This is a genomic window from Bacillus sp. 491mf (genome assembly GCF_900112415.1).
Lineage (GTDB): Bacteria > Bacillota > Bacilli > Bacillales > Bacillaceae_G > Bacillus_A.
In genome coordinates this window covers 1-17,359 of the sequence record NZ_FOLV01000057.1, presented here as the reverse complement: position 1 = coordinate 17,359, position 17,359 = coordinate 1, and the positions used below count along the sequence as shown (strand labels likewise).

Below are 17,359 nucleotides of genomic sequence, written 5' to 3'. Positions count from 1 at the left end.
CCGTTTGTCCATGCATTCGGGACTACTTTTCGTAAAATATTAGCCGCAGCGTTTACATCTGCGTTGATTTTGATTCCTTTTGCAGAACGATATATACCACGCTTCATTCGTTTTCCTGAAAAAGTTGCATTTTGGTCATTTGTTTCATACGTTGGAATGAAGTCACGATCTAGAAAACTTGCTTTTGATGTGTAAGATTCCTCGATTACAACAACTTGAATACCTACCGCATTTGCTTTGTATGTAATCATTTGAATCAATAAACGATGCGGGATATGGCAAAATGTTTGGTTATTTTTCTTTCCCATATCAGTTTCTTTCACCTCCTTGTTAAGGGTATTATATCAAAACGAGAACATACGTTTCTGTTGTTTTACTTGAAAATAAAATATTTTTTCGATTCACCTCACCACCTTCACATATGTTTAGAGGTGGGAGTCCTCTCGAAAAATATGATAGAATTGTTCATGTTTAGTAGAATGTATTATGATGAAATTAAATATATTGCATTTTCATTTTCCAGCAGCGGAATACAATATGACCGTCATTTAACATTGCCCGTGGCAGAAACAGGCCCTGCCCGATACTACACGCGGCCAGATGCTCTCGTCCATCTAAAAAGAATGTTTTTATGTCTTTTTTTTAACTTAAAGAACATGGAGGTACCTATGCTACACCGTAAAAAATTATCAATCCCAGGGGTAATGAAACAATCCTTTCAAACAGTAAGATTCGCCTTTGGAAATGTATTATCGTTTCAACTTATGTATAAACTCCTCGCTGCAATTGTCTTTATCCCACTACTCGGTATGATTTTTAATAAGTTATTGTACTGGGGTGGATATGCAAATGCCACAAATGATGAATTGCTTGCATTTTTTAAAACACCGTATGGAATTGCAGCCATTGTCATTTTATCTGTGCTAGCACTTTTTCTTATTTTTATCGAATTTGCAGTACTTATTATTATTTCGTATTTTGCACATAAACGACAAAAGGTAAGACTGCGTCCAATTTTATATAAAACGGTAACGTATTTACCTTCTTTTTTCACCTATTGCTTACCAGGATTTATTTTGTATGTTGTCGTTTTACTACCTCTTTTAAGCATCGGTTATCAATCTGCACTTCTTCCTGAAATTCAGATTCCTAATTTTATTTCAGGCGAATTATTGAAAACAACAATGGGACAAGTTGGATACTATACCTTTTTCGGCGTAGTTGCCTATTTCAATCTTCGTTGGATTTTTGTTTTACCCATCATTGTTTTAGAAGAAAAGTCGTTTCGCGTAGCTGCTCGTCAAAGTGCGAATTTAGTAAAAGAAAACTTTTTGAAAATCCTGTTCTTTTTAGTAGGATTTTTTATCTCTATAGGCGTTGTCTTTTTACTTTTTACAGGTGTTTATTTCTTGTTACTGCTTGCGGTCTATCAATTTACAAATCCAGAAGGAACATTTGCTTTATTAGCACAATCGACTATATCTGTCTTCGTAACGAGTACATTGTATATAGTTAGCTTTATTGTTACGCCGTTTTATATTATGGCGCTGACAAGGTTATATTTACAGAAGGTCCCCGTTGAAGCTGTTTTAGTGGAAGATGGTCTTGACTATTCGAAAACAAAAGTGGAGAAATGCTTCTTTCAGAAACATCGATTGAAATTTATTGGTGTATACATTGGCGGGGTTATTGTAATTGGAATGGTTTTGGCTTTTATCGTAACGTTTATTACGAATTCTTATAAAGAGCCGATTATTATGGCGCACCGCGGTTATATATCTAAAGGAGTGGAGAACACAAAAGAGTCAGTCCAAGGAGCGATTGATGCGAAAGCAGATTATGCGGAGATTGATGTATTGCAAACGAAAGATGGCGAATTGGCGGTTATACACGATTTGAAATTAAAGCGTCTTGCGAATGAAAATGTACAAGTGTCAGAATTAACGATGGATGAACTTCGAAAGCTTACTCTCAGCCAAGATGGATTCTCAGGGAAAATTAGTACGCTTGATGAGATTATTAAACTTGCAAAAGGGAAAATTAAGCTGAATATAGAAGTGAAACTTCATGGGAATGAAAATGAAAAGGATTTTGTAAAGAAAGTTTTAAAAACGATTGAAAAAAATGAATTTGAAAAGCAGTGTGTCATTCAAACATTGCATTACCCACTTATTAAAGAATTTAAACGTGCAAATCCCGATATAAAATTAGGGTATGTTCTATATGCAAGCCTAGCAAATTTAAAAAATGTTCCAGCCGATTTTTACGTAGCAGAAGAATACATGGTGAATAAGCGCTTAGTACAATCAGCTCGTAAATTAAATAAACCGATTTACGTATGGACTGTAAATGATATGGAGAACTTAAGGAAGTATTATAAATTGAATGTGGATGGAATTATTACAGACTATCCAGAAGATGCAAGAGCCACGATTAAAATGCTCAATGAGGAAGAAAATGAAACGGATGTTTTTGAGAAAATTACGGAAACAACCGAAGACTTATTTGCAAAGTTATTTATGGAATAATAGGCTACTAGCGAAATGCTAGTAGCCTGTTTTTTGTATATATACATACAAATTAAAAAATCGACATAAAAAAACCCCTCTTCTTTTTAGGGTGGCGAGAGCATCTGGCCAAGCATAGAAGCGGTCAGTCCCTTTCCGTGCACTCGGAGTGTTGAACATTGTCGAGGTGTCTTTATCTTGTGTCGAAGCGCCGATATATCGAAAAAAGCGCCGATATATTGCAAAAAGTGGTCGATATATTTGAAAAGTCGCCGATATATTAGTGAATATATAAGAAGGAGTCAACTCAAAAGACATCTACATCTCTTTTAAGTTGGCTCCATTTTTTTATACAGAGAGATCTGTACTAAATTGCGGTCAGTATAAATAGGATGGTAGAAGAGCAGAGCAAAGGAGGACGGGAATGGAACGGTATCGTGTCATAGGGAAAAGTGTGAAGCGAAAGGAAAGTGCTGATAAAGTAACGGGAAGAGCAAAATATATTAATGATGAAATAGAGGTTGGTACGCTATATGCGAAACTGCTTACGAGCCCATATGCGCATGCTTATATTAAGAGTATAGATATTCGCGGGGCGCAGAAAGTACAAGGTGTACATGCTGTGGTAACGGGAGCGGATTATCCGATTCTTGTCGGTTCTAGCATCGTTGATCGTCCTCCGTTAGCCTTTGAAAAAGTACGGTATTTTGGTGAGCCTGTTGCGCTTGTTGTAGCGGATGATGAAGCAATTGCCAAAGAAGCTACAGCACGAATCCGTATTATATATGAAGAGCTCCCAGTTGTTCGTTCGCCTTTGCAAGCCTATCATGATTCGAACATATTGGTCCATGAACATGTGGAACAATATAAATTAGAAGAAAAAGTATACCCAAAGCCGCATACAAATATCGCAAATCGGACGAGAATTCGTAAGGGTGATATTCAAAAAGGATTTGCTAGCAGTGACTTTATTACCTGTGAAACATTTTCTTTTCGGCAATCTGATCATGCGGCAATGGAAACACGGTGTGCGAGGGTAGAAGTGAAGCCAAGTGGAGATGTCATTGTTCATTCTACTTCACAGGCTCCTTTTGAAATAAAGAGGCAGTTAAGCGAAGCGTTTGAAATTGATGAAGGGAAAGTTATTGTACATGTGCCGTTAGTCGGGGGCGCATATGGCGGGAAAACAGCGGTGCAACTTGAATTTTTAGCATATATTGCTTCAAAAGCAGTGGGGGGAAGACGAGTTACCCTTCGAAATAGTAGAGAGGAAGATTTCATAACGTCTCCTGTTCATATCGGTTTACAAGCGAAAGTAAAGCTTGGGTGCACAAAAGATGGAAAGCTGCAGGCAGCAGAAATTTTATATTTATTTGACGGCGGTGCTTATGCTGATCGAGCGGTAACGATGAGTAAGGCGGCTGGACTGGACTGCACGGGCCCATATGGGATCGAAAACGTATGGTGTGATTCACTTGGTATGTATACAAACCATACATATGCCACGTCGTTTAGAGGGTTTGGACATTCAGAGTATACGTTTGTAATGGAACGAATGATCGATATACTTGCGGAGAAGTTAGGGATGTGCCCGCTTATGTTTCGTCTGAAAAATGCGATTAGGCCAGGCGATACAACACCGACACAAGTACCTGTAACGCGAAGTAATACGGGAGATGTGACGGGGTGCTTACAAAAGTTACAATCGCTTATTAATTGGGAAGAGGGAAATAAAGTTGTTCTATCTAATGGTATGGTACGTGCAAAAGGGGTTAGCTGCTTTTGGAAAAATTCGACTACTCCAAGTAATGCCGGGGCAGGTGCTGTGTTAACTTTTAACGGTGATGGGAGTGCCAACATCAATTGCGGTGCTGTTGAAATTGGGCAGGAAACAAAAACGGTGCTCACACAAATGGTGGCAGAGAAAATGAATATGGATGTTAATGATGTGCATATCATGATGGAAGTCAATACACAAGTCGCTCCAAAACATTGGAAAACAGCAGCAAGTCGAACGACATATCTTGTGGGAAATGCCGTTATAAGAGCGGCAGAAGATGCGATGAGACAATTGCGAGAAACAGCCTCAAGTATACTTGGATACGCCGCAGAAGAATTAGAGATTGCCAGAAAACAAATCTATGTCAAAACGAACCCGAATACACATGTGCCTTTTTCGAAAGTTGTGTTTGGGTATGTAGACTCAAATGGCCATGTAAAAGGAACGGAAGTGGTCGGAAGAGGGAGTTACGTATTTGAGGGCATTACAGACATTGATTATGAGACAGGAAAAGGCAAACAAGGACCGGAATGGGGAGTAGGAGCGCAAGCAGTAGAAGTGGAGTTTAATCCTAAAGACTATACATACCGATTATTAAATGCTGTAACAGTTGCAGATGCGGGAACTGTTTTAAATAAAAAGGGAGCAGAAACGCAAATTATGGGCGCTATGAGCATGGGGCTAAGTTTTGCGACGCGAGAAACATTTCACTATGATGCGAAGGAAAGAAATTTGAATCACCAATTTCGTTCTTATAAAGTCATTCATTACGGCCAACAACCAAAATATATCGTCGATTTTGTAGAAGTCCCGCATGAAGAGGCGGCATTTGGTTCTAGAGGACTTGGGGAACATGGAATTATTGGCATGCCGGCAGCTTTAGCGAACGGCTTATCCATCGCGGCAAGTATTTCATTGCGAAACTTACCGCTTACTCCAGAATTAATTTGGAAAGAGATGCAAAAAAGGGAAGGGATGGAATGATACCATTTGATTTTGAGTATTATCGTCCGAATTCTATTCAAGAAGCAATTCAGCTATTTCACCAGCTAGATCAAGAGGGGAAGAAGCCGCTTTACTATGGAGGCGGCACAGAAATCATTACGATGGGGCGTTCGCAGCGCATTCGAACGAAAGCTGTTATTGATATAAAAGAAATTCCGGAATGTAATGTTTGTGAATGGCAGGACGACAAACTTTTACTCGGTGCAACATTAACGATAACGAATGTTCAAGAAGCAGAAGTATTTCCGCTCCTTGGAGAAACCGCTGGCCGAGCTGCAGATCGCACCGCAAGAAATAAAATTACAATTGGCGGAAATGTTGCGGGAAGGATTCGCTATAAGGAAGCTGTGCTGCCGTTTTTATTAGCTGATAGCACATTTGTCATTGCAGGAATAGAGGGTATGAAATATGTACCTGCTCATCAAGCTTTTGTAGAAAAATTACAACTACAAAAGGGTGAGTTTCTTGTACAAATCATTACAGAGCGGCGGTATGTAATAGCGCCGTATTATAGCGTGAAGAAACGGCAACTAGAAAAAATTGATTATCCCCTTGTGACAGTTGCAGCGATAAAATATGATGGCGAAATTCGAATGGCGTGCAGCGGTTTATGTGCTTTTCCATTTCGTTCATTTCAGATCGAAGCGGATTTAAATAATAAGCGTATTCCATTTGAGAAAAGAATTGAACACGCTTTAACTCATATTCCTGCTCCTGTATTAGATGACATAAGAGGCTCGCGTGCTTATCGGACATTTGTATTTCAATCTGTACTGCAAGATCTATTGCGAAATTTTGCAGAGGAGGAAGAAAGATGAGAAACGTGCAGCTTATTCTACATGTAAATGGAGAAAGGCGAGAGGTCATTGCTAGGATGGCTGATACACTATTACATATATTACGTCACGAATTGGATTTAACAGGAGCAAAGCCTGGCTGTGAAAATGGTGATTGCGGTGCTTGCACAGTTCTTGTTGAAGGGATGCCAATTAAGTCTTGTATTATGTTGGCTGTTGAAGCGATTGGAAAGCAAGTAACAACGATAGAGGGATTACAATCAGCTCCAATTCAACAAGCTTTTGAAGAGAAATGGGCGTTCCAATGCGGATACTGTACACCGGGATTTATTATGAATTGCCACGGACTTGCCCTGCAAAAGCCTGATGCAGATGATCGAACAATTGAAGAGTGGTTAAGTTCTAACATTTGCCGTTGTACGAGTTATCAAGAAATTGAAGAAGCTGTAAAGTCTGTACTGCAAAAGCGGCGGGGGGATTCAAAATGACTTCCGTATATGATGTATTAGAAGCGTTGTTATGTTGTGAGAAACGCTGTGCATTAGCGACAATTATTCATGTTGAAGGATCGGCATATCGAAAAGAAGGAACAATGATGCTTTTTCGAGAAGATGGTACAAAGGTGGGAATGTTAAGCGCTGGGTGCATTGAAGAAGAACTTTTCTACTATGCGGCAGATGTTATGGAGCATAAAACGTGGGCGATTCATACATTTAACACGAAAGCAGAAGATGATTTGTCGTGGGGAGTAGGATGTAATGGCGTCATTCATGTATTAGTAGAACATATAGATGATAACTGTAAAGCAATTTTACAAGACTTATATATTCATCTTACTGGTAGTTCCTCTGCTTGGATGGTGAAAGACCTTTCGTTAGAAAAAACAGCCATTATATATGATAATAGGAATTGGGAAGGTGCTATTTCAAAGGAAACGGACTTGAAAAATGGATTACAAGATGAATATTATAGTCAGCTTTTTATACCAAAGCCCCGCCTGTTTATTTTTGGAGCGGGAGAAGATGCAAAGCCACTCGTTCGCTTTGCGAAGGAAACGAGCTTCTTTGTAACAATTTGCGATTGGCGGGAGGGCTTATGTAATACGGAGCAATTCCCAAATGCTGATGAATGTGTAGTTGGGTTTCCGGTAGAAATGATCCAAAAACTTTCCTTACATCCAAGTGATTTTCTTGTCATTATGACGCATCACTTTGAAAAAGATCGGCAATTACTCTCTCTCTTATTAGAAAAAAGTGTTCGTTACATCGGTGTTTTAGGCCCGCGGCATCGTACAGAGCGCTTACTAGAAGGGAAAGCAATCCCCCATCATCTCCATTTTCCGGTTGGAATTTCAATTGGTGCACAAGGTCCGGGTGAAATTTCTATTAGTATCATGGCTGAAATCATCGGGAAATTACGGGGGAAGTGAGATGAAAATCATTGGTGTATACTTAGCAGCTGGAAATAGTAGACGAATGGGACCAGGAATTCATAAACTTTCTCTTCCTCTCCATAATAAACCACTTGGTAATGTAGCCCTCCAAACAGCTCTGTCTTCCAAACTCGCAGATATGATTATTGTCACAAATGATGCGAGCTGGGCCCTACAATCATTACGACAAAAGAACGTACACATTCTTCCTTGTGTTGATTCTATTCAAGGACAATCACATTCACTTCGCTGCGGTGTTCAGAAAGCTATGCATATGAAAGCGGATGGGATTGTTGTTTTACTTGCTGATCAACCCTTTATTAAAACAGAGCTAATTAATGAATTAATAGATTGTTACAAACGACATAAAACGGTCTATTATGTAGCCGCAAAACATCGCGGCATTGTCAGACCGCCTGTTTTGTTTGCAAAGAAAACATTCCCATTTTTGCAAACATTAGAAGGCGATCAAGGCGCACGCGCTATTTTTCAAAAGTCATTTATAAAGGGGATAACGATATCGTATGAAGAACCGGCCCTTTTTTATGATGTGAATAGCTGGAGTGATTATAAGGAACTAGTGCAGTATTTGATGGTTTATGAATCCGATTCATCACAACGTTACGAGTAAGAAGAAAGCATGATATGAAGGTTTAGGAGGTAAGAATGAATAAAGCAATTATTTTTGATAAAGATGGAACACTAATCCAGTTAGATTCTGTTTGGTACAAAATCGTTCATCGTGTTTTAGATGATATTTTTCAAATGTACCAAAACGAAAAAGGTAAGCGAGATGAATATTTGAAGATTATTGGTATGAGCGATAACGATAACAATTTTGAGGGGACGAGTATACTAGCTTGCCGAACAAATTATTTTATTGCAGCTACCTGGTTTTTGTTATTAGAAAATCAAAATGTGAGTAAAGAGAACTTTATTCGTGATGTATGTGTATTATTCAAAAAACACTCTACAGCAGATGATCTTGTCTTTACAGAAGTAGAAGGAGCAAAGGAAACATTACAATACTTAAAAGACCATGAATATGTCATCGGAGTTGTGACAGTGGACGATGTTGATGCAGCGATTCATTCCCTTAAAATGACCGGATTATATGATTATGTTGATTTTCTAGGTGCAGATGATGGTGTGAATAAAACAAAACCTGAAAGTGACTTTTATCATATGTTTAAAGAGAAATTTTCACTGGTTGAAGAAGATGTGTTAATGGTAGGTGATACATTAACAGACGTGAGATTTGCAAGGAACAGCAACATTAAAGTGGCGGGCGTTCTGTCAGGTGCGAGCAGGAAGGAAGATTTAGAAGGAGAAGTCGATTATATTTTAAACAGCATGAATGATATTATTACAATTTTATAAAGTGAAACTTACATCAGTGGGAGTATTCTTCATCCCCACTGATAGTTGAACGAATCGGGCGTATTCCAAAAAGGAATAGGCCTTTGTTATTGAGGAATCATTTCTTCATAGTAGCGACTTGTATGTTGAAAAAACAAAATGGATTGATATAAAAAGAATATACTTCTAAAATGTTAAAGGGAGCTTAAAATGCATATGTATGCGATTTGTATAGTTTTTTTTACATCGCTATTCTATTTTGAAATAATAAATAATGGATGTGTAGTTTCCATGTTTATAATAAAAATAGAATGGTAGATAATAAAAAAACATGAAGCATCCTTGTGAAATAAAGTTTTTTATATTTTCACTATTCTAAATATAAAAACTTTTATTTTTTTATATGATAGCGTTTTCATGAATATAAAGTTATGCTAGAATAAATTCATAAGTTATCAATTATTTAAAAAAGAAAAAAGAATTCCTTTTTTCTGTTAATTATAAGGGGGCATTTCATAATGCGTATTGGAGTACCAGGAGAAATTAAAAACAACGAAAACCGTGTAGCTATGACACCAGCTGGTGTTGTACATTTAATTCGTAACAATCACGAAGTATTCATTCAAAAGGGTGCAGGATTAGGATCTGGTTTCACTGATGAGCAATATGTAGAAGCAGGAGCAAAAATCGTAGAAACAGCTGAAGAAGCTTGGTCTATGGAAATGGTAATGAAAGTTAAAGAGCCAGTTGCGAGCGAATACAAATATTTCCGTGAAGGTTTAGTTCTATTCACTTACTTACACTTAGCTCCAGAACCAGAATTAACAAAAGCGTTAATTGACAACAAAGTAGTAGCAATCGCTTACGAAACAGTTCAATTAGAAAACCGTTCTCTACCATTATTAGCACCTATGAGTGAAGTTGCAGGTCGTATGGCAGCACAACTTGGTGCACAATTCCTTGAGAAAAACAAAGGTGGAAAAGGTATCTTACTTGCTGGCGTTCCAGGAGTAAAACGCGGTAAAGTAACAATTATCGGTGGTGGACAAGCTGGTACAAATGCTGCTAAAATTGCAGTTGGTCTAGGTGCTAATGTAACAATTATCGACTTAAGCGCAGATCGTCTTCGTCAATTAGATGATATTTTTGGTAACCAAGTGACAACTTTAATGTCTAATCCTTACAATATTGCACAAGCTGTAAAAGAGTCTGATCTTGTAATCGGTGCAGTATTAATTCCAGGAGCAAAAGCACCAAAACTTGTAACAGAAGAAATGATTAAGTCAATGGAACCAGGTTCTGTTGTAGTTGATATCGCAATCGATCAAGGTGGTATTTTCGAAACGACTGATCGTATTACAACACATGACGACCCAACTTATGTAAAACACGGTGTAGTTCACTATGCAGTTGCAAATATGCCTGGCGCGGTTCCACGTACATCTACACTTGCATTAACAAACGTAACAGTACCATATGCAGTACAAATCGCAAACAAAGGCTACAAAAAAGCTTGCTTAGAAAACACTGCATTATTAAAAGGTATTAACGCATTAGAAGGCTATGTAACATTCGAAGCAGTTGCAGAAGCACATGGTGTAGAATATAAAGCAGCAAAAGAATTATTAGAAGCAGAAGTAGTATCTTGCTAATCTAAATATCGAACAATATTTTCATACAACAAGATGAGAGCTAAGAGAAGTGCCTCTTAGCTCTTTTTAACTAGAAGGGGGCAAGAGTCGTGGCCAACTTATTTAAAAAGAAATCCGTGACACAATTGTTAAGCCAAAGTCAAAGTAAAACTTTGACAAAAACATTAGGGGCATTTGACTTAACAATGTTAGGAATTGGAGCGATTATCGGTACAGGAGTACTTGTATTAACTGGATTAGTAGCAGCAAGAGATGCTGGTCCAGCTGTTATTTTCTCGTTTATGATTGCAGCAATTGTTTGTGGCTTTGCAGCATTATGTTATGCAGAAGTTGCCACAGCACTTCCTGTATCAGGTAGTGTATATACGTATGCATATGCAACAATTGGGGAATTTGTTGCGCATTTAATGGGATGGACATTATTGTCAGTTTACGTTTTAACAACGGCAGCGGTAGCCGGCGGTTGGACGGGTTACTTTAATAATTTAGTAAGTGGATTGGGATTAGAAATTCCGAAACAACTGTTAACGATTCCAGCTAATGGTGGAATTGTGAACCTTCCAGCGGTTTGTATTACGTTACTATTAACATGGTTGCTATCTCGTGGTACGAAAGAAAGTAAACGTGTAAATAATGCAATGGTATTAATTAAAATTTGTATTGTTGTATTGTTTATTGCAGTTGGCGTATTCTATGTAAAACCAATAAACTGGACGCCATTTGCACCATATGGTATAAGTGGGATCTTTGCCGGGGGAGCTGCAGTATTCTTTGCTTTCTTAGGATTTGATGCGTTAGCAACTTCAGCAGAAGAAGTAAAAAATCCGCAGCGTGATTTACCGATTGGTATTATTGCATCACTTGCGGTTTGTACAGTTATTTATATTGCAGTATGTCTTGTTATGACAGGAATGGTGTCATACAAAGAACTAAATGTACCAGAAGCGATGTCTTATGTATTAGAAGTTGTTGGACAAGATAAAGTAGCTGGTGTTATTGCTATCGGTGCAGTAATTGGAATCATGGCCGTAATTTTTGCTTACATTTATGCGACAACACGTGTATTCTTTGCAATGAGCCGTGATGGTTTACTTCCAAAATCATTTGCGAAAATTAACAAAAAAACAGAAGCTCCGGTATTTTCAACATGGTTAACAGGTATCGGAAGTGCTTTAATTGCCGGATTTGTCGATTTAAAAGAATTGTCGAATTTAGCGAATATTGGAGCATTATTAACATTTGCGATGGTAGGTGTTTCTGTACTGATCCTTCGTAAAACACATCCGAAATTACAACGTGGCTTTATGGTACCGCTTGTGCCAGTATTGCCAATTATTTCAATCGCATGTTGCCTGTTCTTAATGGTTAACTTACCGCTTACAACATGGTTATACTTCGGTGCTTGGCTTGTACTAGGAGTTATCGTATACTTCGTATACTCTAAAAAGCATAGTCATTTACAGAAAGATAAAAGTTCGCAAGATCATTTAAAACAAGCAAATTAAAGGGATAAAACCTTATGCATTGGGGAGCGCATAAGGTTTTTTGTATTTTTGAAGGGATTTTGGGAAACATGGTTTTGTTTCATTAATTGTCGATGCAGTTAAGTCTAAATAACGAAAAAAAGAACCGTTCAGCGGTTCTTTTTTTCATTTTTTAAAAGCACAATGCGATAATTACCGTGAAAAATAGATGGTTCTTCATATTGAATGGTAAGCGGTAATGTTCCTATAATATCACTCAACTTACGATTAATATTTGTTCCAAGTCTCTCGGTAAATAGGTTCATTAATTTTCTAAATGGAGATAGTTGTTTTTCTTCAGAAAGAAATTTATCTAAGATAATGATGTTTCCTCCGTCTTTTATAACGCGTAATGCTTCTGAAAGTGCAACATGAGGATGTTCAACAACACTTAAGATGAGATTTAAAATAACAACGTCAAATGAATTGTTTGGAAATGTAAGCTCTTCAGCATTCATTTGTTGATATACAACATGGGGATAAGGATATTTTCGTTTTGCTTGCGCTAACATATGATCTGAGAGGTCGATTCCAGTGATGAGGGTATTGTTCGGAAGAAGTGGGATATCTTGCCCTGTACCGACGCCAACTAATAATACTTGTTGATTTTTTGCAAAAGGTACAAGAGAAAAGGCTCGTTTCCTGGCCTTAATAAAGAAACGATTTTGCATGAATAAATCATAAAAGGCAGACCAAGCTTTATAAATTTTTTGATTTTGTTTATTTTTCATAACCTTTTCCCCGTTTCTATATACAATGTTAAAAGATAAAAAGCGGAAATGATTGACACATATGAACAATCACTCATATAATAAAAAATATAACATATATGAACAATTATTCATATGTTCAAGTAAAGAGGTGAGCTATTGTGACTGAACAAAAAGTAGAAACAAATGAAGAAACATGTTTACAAAATGTCATTCATCAAGAAGTTATCGAGAAAGTACAACAAACGATTCCACAGGATGATAGCTTAAGTCAAGTAGCAGAATTATTTAAAGTATTAGGAGACCGCACGCGCACACGTATTTTACATGCTTTGTTCGAGGCAGAAATGTGCGTATGTGATCTAGCATATTTACTCGGAATGACACAGTCGTCTATTTCCCATCAATTACGCGTATTAAAACAAGCGAAGCTTGTTAAAAATCGTAAAGAGGGAAAAGTAGTGTATTATTCACTTGCAGACCACCACGTTATTCATATTTTTGAGCAAGCATTTGAGCACGTAAATGAAGAAAAATAGATAAAACACAAGGAGGGAGAAACATGGGGGATGCATTGGTAAAACGGAAACTTGTGTTAGACGGATTAGATTGCGCAAACTGTGCGGCGAAAATTGAAAAAGGTGTAGGGGAACTAGAGGATGTATCATCCTGTTCTGTGAACTTTGTAACGAAAACGATGACAGTAGAAACATCGAAACAAAGCGAAGAACATGTTATCAAAGAAGCGACGGAACTTGTAAGTAAATTAGAACCGCATATTCATGTAAGAGAAGAACAAAAAACGAAAGTGGCAAAAGAAACATTTATATTAGAAGGTTTGGATTGTGCAAACTGCGCGATGAAAATAGAAACAAAGGTAGGCGAAATGCCTGCAGTTACTTCGGCATCTGTTGATTTTGTTTCTAAAAAATTAAGAGTAGAAATAGCGAATAAACAAGAATTAGAGCCAATTGTCGCGAACATAAAAGAAGTCGTACAGAAATTAGAACCGGAAGTAAACGTAGTGCGTGAGAAAGAGAAAACAGAACATAGTCATAGTCATGATCACGGAGCAGCGAATATGAAAAAAATGATTTGGCGGTTATCGATTGGAGCGATTTTAACTGCTGTTGCTGCACTAGCTTCATTACCGCAAATCATCACAATTCCACTTTTCGTGATTGCTTATATTATTATCGGCGGCGATATAGTTTTACGTGCGGCGAAGAATATTGTACGCGGGCAAGTGTTTGACGAAAACTTTTTAATGGCAATTGCAACACTTGGTGCTTTTGGGACTCAAAACTATTCAGAAGCTGTCGCGGTTATGCTTTTTTACCAAGTAGGTGAACTGTTCCAAAGCATCGCGGTGAATCGTTCGCGTAAGTCGATTAGTTCGTTAATGGATATCAGGCCTGATTATGCAAACTTAAAGGTAGGAAATGAAACGAAACAAGTATCGCCAGAAGATGTGCAAATTGGTGATTTCATTATCGTCAAGCCGGGTGAAAAAGTACCATTAGACGGTAAAGTAATCGAAGGAACATCGATGGTAGATACATCGGCGTTAACAGGAGAATCTGTACCTCGTGAAGTAGAGGTTGGCAGTGATGTATTAAGTGGTTTTGTAAATCAAAATGGTGTATTAACAATTGAAGTGGCGAAAGAGTACGGTGAATCTACTGTTTCGAAAATTTTAGATTTGGTGCAAAACGCAAGTAGTCGCAAAGCCCAGACAGAAAACTTTATTACGAAATTTGCTCGTTATTATACACCAGTTGTCGTCATTACAGCTGCAGTATTAGCTTTTGTTCCACCGCTTATTATAGAGGGAGCAACGTTCTCAGATTGGATTTATAGAGCGCTCGTCTTTCTTGTTATTTCTTGTCCTTGTGCATTGGTTGTTTCGATTCCACTTGGGTTCTTCGGCGGTATTGGTGCAGCGTCTAAGAGCGGAATTTTAGTAAAGGGCAGTAACTATTTAGAAGCATTAAATGATGTGAAACATATCGTATTTGATAAAACAGGTACGTTAACAAAAGGTGTCTTTAAAGTAACAGATATGCAGCCAAGTGAGTTTGTGACGAAAGAAGAATTGTTACAGTATGCAGCATTTGCAGAAGTATATTCGAATCATCCAATTGCACAGTCCATTCGAGCTGCATATGGAAAAGTAGTTAATGAACAGATGATTGAAGATTATAGTGAAATTTCTGGTCATGGTACAGTTGTGAAAGTGAACGGAAAAGAAATCTTTGCTGGAAACGCAAAGTTAATGAGAAAAGAAAATATTCCATTCCAGCAACCGCAAACTGTTGGAACACTTGTGCACGTAGCTGTAGATGGTATGTACGCTGGATACATTGTCATTTCTGATGAAATTAAAGAAGATGCGAAGCAAGCAATTCAATTGTTAAAACAACTTGGTGTAAAAAGAACCGTTATGTTAACTGGCGATGCAAAGTCAGTCGGAGAAGCAGTTGGAAAACAACTTGGTATTGACGAAGTTCATGCCGAACTGTTGCCGCAGCAAAAAGTAGAGGAAATTGAGAAAATTGATGCGACAAAACATCCGAAAGAAAAAATTGCGTTCGTTGGAGACGGTATTAACGATACACCTGTATTAGCAAGAGCGGATGTTGGGATTGCGATGGGTGGTTTAGGATCAGATGCCGCAATTGAAGCAGCTGACATTGTCATTATGACAGATGAACCTTCGAAAATAGGAGCAGCTATTCAAATTGCCAAACGTACGCGCAGCATTGTATGGCAAAACATCATTTTCGCATTAGGGATAAAAGGAGTTGTTCTTTTATTAGGGGCATTCGGCATTGCAACGATGTGGGAAGCTGTCTTCTCAGATGTTGGGGTAACATTGCTGGCTGTGTTAAATGCGATGCGTGTGTTACGAGTAAAAGATTTGTAAAAGGAGAGAAGCGAGAAGCTTCTCTCTTTATTTTTTCATAGAATTTGCAATTTGTTCTCGCACGGTTTGAATATAGTTCATTTTATGATCCCAGCACGTCTGGCTTAAATCGACTGGATATTCTTCAGGATTTAGCGTCCGTTTATACTCTTCCCACAAGAATGATAAGCTGCTTTGCGCGAGGCGCTGAATATGAAGAATGTCCGGTAATTCGTATGTGAGCTTTCCGTTCACAAATATATCACGGTGCAACTCTTTTGCTTCAAAGTTCGTGACAAATTTACTAATATACGTATGAACAGGGTGGAACATTTTCAAACGCTCTTCTTGCTGCGGTTCTTCTGTATCTAATGCAATATAATCGCCTTCCGCATGCTGATTGGTACGATTAATAATACGATAAATACGCTTTAATCCTGGTGTTGTAATTTTTTCAGGATTGGACGAAATTTTAATTGTGTCGTTTAAGACGCCATTTTCATCTTCAATACAAACTAATTTATAAACAGCGCCTAATGCTGGCTGTTCAAATGACGTGATTAGCTTTGTTCCAACACCCCATACGTCAATTTTGGCTCCTTGCGATTTTAAATGTAAAATCGTGTATTCATCTAAGTCGCTTGAAGCGATAATTTTTGTATCGGTAAATCCAGCAGCATCTAACATTTTACGCGCTTCTTTCGATAAATACGCCATATCTCCGCTATCGAGGCGGATGCCATAAAAGTTAATGCGGTCACCAAATTCTTTTGCGACGCGGATCGCATTTGGTACACCAGATTTTAATGTGTCGTACGTATCAACGAGAAAAACGCATTTTTCATGTGTTTCCGCATATTTTTTGAAGGCTACATATTCATCGCGATACGCTTGTACAAAGGAATGAGCATGTGTACCAGCAACCGGAATACCAAACCGTTTTCCAGCTCGGACATTACTCGTTGAAGAAAAGCCGCCGATGAATGCTGCTCGTGTTCCCCAAAGTGCTGCATCAAACTCATGAGCACGTCGTGTTCCGAATTCAAGAAGTTCGTCATCACCAGCTGCATGCTTCATCCGTGCAGCTTTTGTAGCTATTAGCGTTTGGTAGTTCACAATATTTAAAAGTGCTGTTTCAATAATTTGTGCTTCTCCAAGCGGTGCTTCTATACGCAAAAGGGGTTCGTTATGAAAGACAACCTCGCCTTCTTGCATACTGCAAATGGAGCCAGTAAACTTCATGTTTTGTAAGTAGCCTAAAAAGCCTTCTTCAAATTGAAGTTCCTTTAAATAAGCAATATCACTTTCTGTAAACTGAAAGTTCTTCACATACTCGATAATCTTTTCGAGCCCTGCAAAAATAGCATAACCATTTTCAAAAGGAAGCTTGCGAAAGTATAAATCAAATACTGCGCGGCGGTTATGAATATGATCTTTCCAGTATGTATAAGCCATATTAATTTGATATAAGTCTGTGTGTAAGGCGTAGCTATCGTCTTTATAATGTACCATAACGTAAACACCTCCATATTTTGCTTATAGTATACCTCTTTTTTGCAGTTTGTTGCCAAAAATTATCCATGTCATAAAGTGAAACTTTAATCAGTGGGGGTTTTCTTCATCCCCCACTGATTATCAGCCCTCACCAATCGGGCTTTTACGGGCAGTTTATCTCCCGCCTAACTTCTT

The 17,359-nt window shown here is 38.0% G+C and carries 13 protein-coding genes and 1 pseudogene; 11 read left to right on the top strand and 3 right to left on the bottom strand.

Features of this window, described 5'->3' with window-relative positions:
- Positions 1-320 (bottom strand): annotated as a pseudogene (locus BM211_RS24180) (IS200/IS605 family accessory protein TnpB-related protein); the annotation flags it as partial.
- A gap of 348 nt (positions 321-668) precedes the next feature.
- On the opposite strand from BM211_RS24180, the gene BM211_RS24175 reads away from it, so the two are divergent.
- From BM211_RS24175 to BM211_RS24135, 9 genes are all read left to right on the top strand, one after another.
- On the top strand, positions 669-2,528 hold the full coding sequence (locus tag BM211_RS24175) for a glycerophosphoryl diester phosphodiesterase membrane domain-containing protein (RefSeq protein WP_090999984.1): 1,860 nt from the start codon (positions 669-671) through the stop codon (positions 2,526-2,528).
- A 403-nt stretch (positions 2,529-2,931) separates the two neighbouring features.
- On the top strand, positions 2,932-5,271 hold the full coding sequence (locus tag BM211_RS24170; protein WP_090999982.1) for a xanthine dehydrogenase family protein molybdopterin-binding subunit: 2,340 nt from the start codon (positions 2,932-2,934) through the stop codon (positions 5,269-5,271).
- A complete protein-coding gene (locus BM211_RS24165) occupies positions 5,268-6,110 on the top strand; it encodes an FAD binding domain-containing protein (RefSeq protein WP_090999981.1) in 843 nt (280 codons plus the stop codon). The genes BM211_RS24170 and BM211_RS24165 overlap by 4 nt, the downstream gene beginning before the upstream one ends.
- A complete protein-coding gene (locus BM211_RS24160; RefSeq protein ID WP_035434529.1) occupies positions 6,107-6,577 on the top strand; it encodes a (2Fe-2S)-binding protein in 471 nt (156 codons plus the stop codon). Before BM211_RS24165 ends, BM211_RS24160 begins: the two co-directional genes overlap by 4 nt.
- A complete protein-coding gene (locus BM211_RS24155; protein ID WP_090999979.1) occupies positions 6,574-7,518 on the top strand; it encodes an XdhC family protein in 945 nt (314 codons plus the stop codon). The genes BM211_RS24160 and BM211_RS24155 overlap by 4 nt, the downstream gene beginning before the upstream one ends.
- Before the next feature lies 1 nt (position 7,519).
- Positions 7,520-8,152: a nucleotidyltransferase family protein gene (locus BM211_RS24150; protein WP_081904911.1), complete on the top strand. Its 633-nt coding sequence runs from the start codon at positions 7,520-7,522 to the stop codon at positions 8,150-8,152.
- A gap of 35 nt (positions 8,153-8,187) precedes the next feature.
- On the top strand, positions 8,188-8,901 hold the full coding sequence (locus BM211_RS24145; RefSeq protein WP_090999977.1) for an HAD family hydrolase: 714 nt from the start codon (positions 8,188-8,190) through the stop codon (positions 8,899-8,901).
- A 497-nt stretch (positions 8,902-9,398) separates the two neighbouring features.
- Entirely contained in the window at positions 9,399-10,532 is a 1,134-nt protein-coding gene (gene ald / locus BM211_RS24140) for an alanine dehydrogenase (protein ID WP_035434524.1), read from the top strand.
- Between the two features lie 89 nt (positions 10,533-10,621).
- Complete coding sequence (locus BM211_RS24135; protein ID WP_035434522.1) at positions 10,622-12,037, top strand: amino acid permease; 1,416 nt, start codon at positions 10,622-10,624, stop codon at positions 12,035-12,037.
- A 128-nt stretch (positions 12,038-12,165) separates the two neighbouring features.
- Here BM211_RS24135 and BM211_RS24130 read toward each other — a convergent pair whose 3' ends face one another.
- Entirely contained in the window at positions 12,166-12,786 is a 621-nt protein-coding gene (locus tag BM211_RS24130) for a class I SAM-dependent methyltransferase (protein ID WP_090999975.1), read from the bottom strand.
- A 140-nt stretch (positions 12,787-12,926) separates the two neighbouring features.
- Between BM211_RS24130 and BM211_RS24125 the strand changes: the two genes are divergently transcribed.
- Positions 12,927-13,304 carry an ArsR/SmtB family transcription factor gene (locus tag BM211_RS24125; RefSeq protein ID WP_035434518.1) on the top strand — a complete coding sequence of 126 codons (378 nt, stop codon included), beginning with the start codon at positions 12,927-12,929 and terminating at the stop codon, positions 13,302-13,304.
- Between the two features lie 23 nt (positions 13,305-13,327).
- On the top strand, positions 13,328-15,691 hold the full coding sequence (locus BM211_RS24120; RefSeq protein WP_090999973.1) for a heavy metal translocating P-type ATPase: 2,364 nt from the start codon (positions 13,328-13,330) through the stop codon (positions 15,689-15,691).
- Between the two features lie 27 nt (positions 15,692-15,718).
- On the opposite strand, the gene BM211_RS24115 is transcribed toward BM211_RS24120, so the two are convergent.
- Entirely contained in the window at positions 15,719-17,182 is a 1,464-nt protein-coding gene (locus tag BM211_RS24115; protein ID WP_035434516.1) for a nicotinate phosphoribosyltransferase, read from the bottom strand.
- Between the last annotated feature and the right edge of the window lie 177 nt (positions 17,183-17,359).

Bases quoted from the DNA above. Each gene is read 5' to 3' on its own strand.
- BM211_RS24155 (WP_090999979.1), top strand. From the start codon at position 6,574: ATGACTTCCGTATATGATGTATTAGAAGCGTTGTTATGTTGTGAGAAA.
- BM211_RS24175 (WP_090999984.1), top strand. From the start codon at position 669: ATGCTACACCGTAAAAAATTATCAATCCCAGGGGTAATGAAACAATCC.
- BM211_RS24115 (WP_035434516.1), bottom strand. From the start codon at position 17,182: ATGGTACATTATAAAGACGATAGCTACGCCTTACACACAGACTTATAT.
- BM211_RS24150 (WP_081904911.1), top strand. From the start codon at position 7,520: ATGAAAATCATTGGTGTATACTTAGCAGCTGGAAATAGTAGACGAATG.
- BM211_RS24165 (WP_090999981.1), top strand. From the start codon at position 5,268: ATGATACCATTTGATTTTGAGTATTATCGTCCGAATTCTATTCAAGAA.
- BM211_RS24160 (WP_035434529.1), top strand. From the start codon at position 6,107: ATGAGAAACGTGCAGCTTATTCTACATGTAAATGGAGAAAGGCGAGAG.
- BM211_RS24130 (WP_090999975.1), bottom strand. From the start codon at position 12,786: ATGAAAAATAAACAAAATCAAAAAATTTATAAAGCTTGGTCTGCCTTT.
- BM211_RS24170 (WP_090999982.1), top strand. From the start codon at position 2,932: ATGGAACGGTATCGTGTCATAGGGAAAAGTGTGAAGCGAAAGGAAAGT.
- BM211_RS24145 (WP_090999977.1), top strand. From the start codon at position 8,188: ATGAATAAAGCAATTATTTTTGATAAAGATGGAACACTAATCCAGTTA.
- BM211_RS24120 (WP_090999973.1), top strand. From the start codon at position 13,328: ATGGGGGATGCATTGGTAAAACGGAAACTTGTGTTAGACGGATTAGAT.
- ald (WP_035434524.1), top strand. From the start codon at position 9,399: ATGCGTATTGGAGTACCAGGAGAAATTAAAAACAACGAAAACCGTGTA.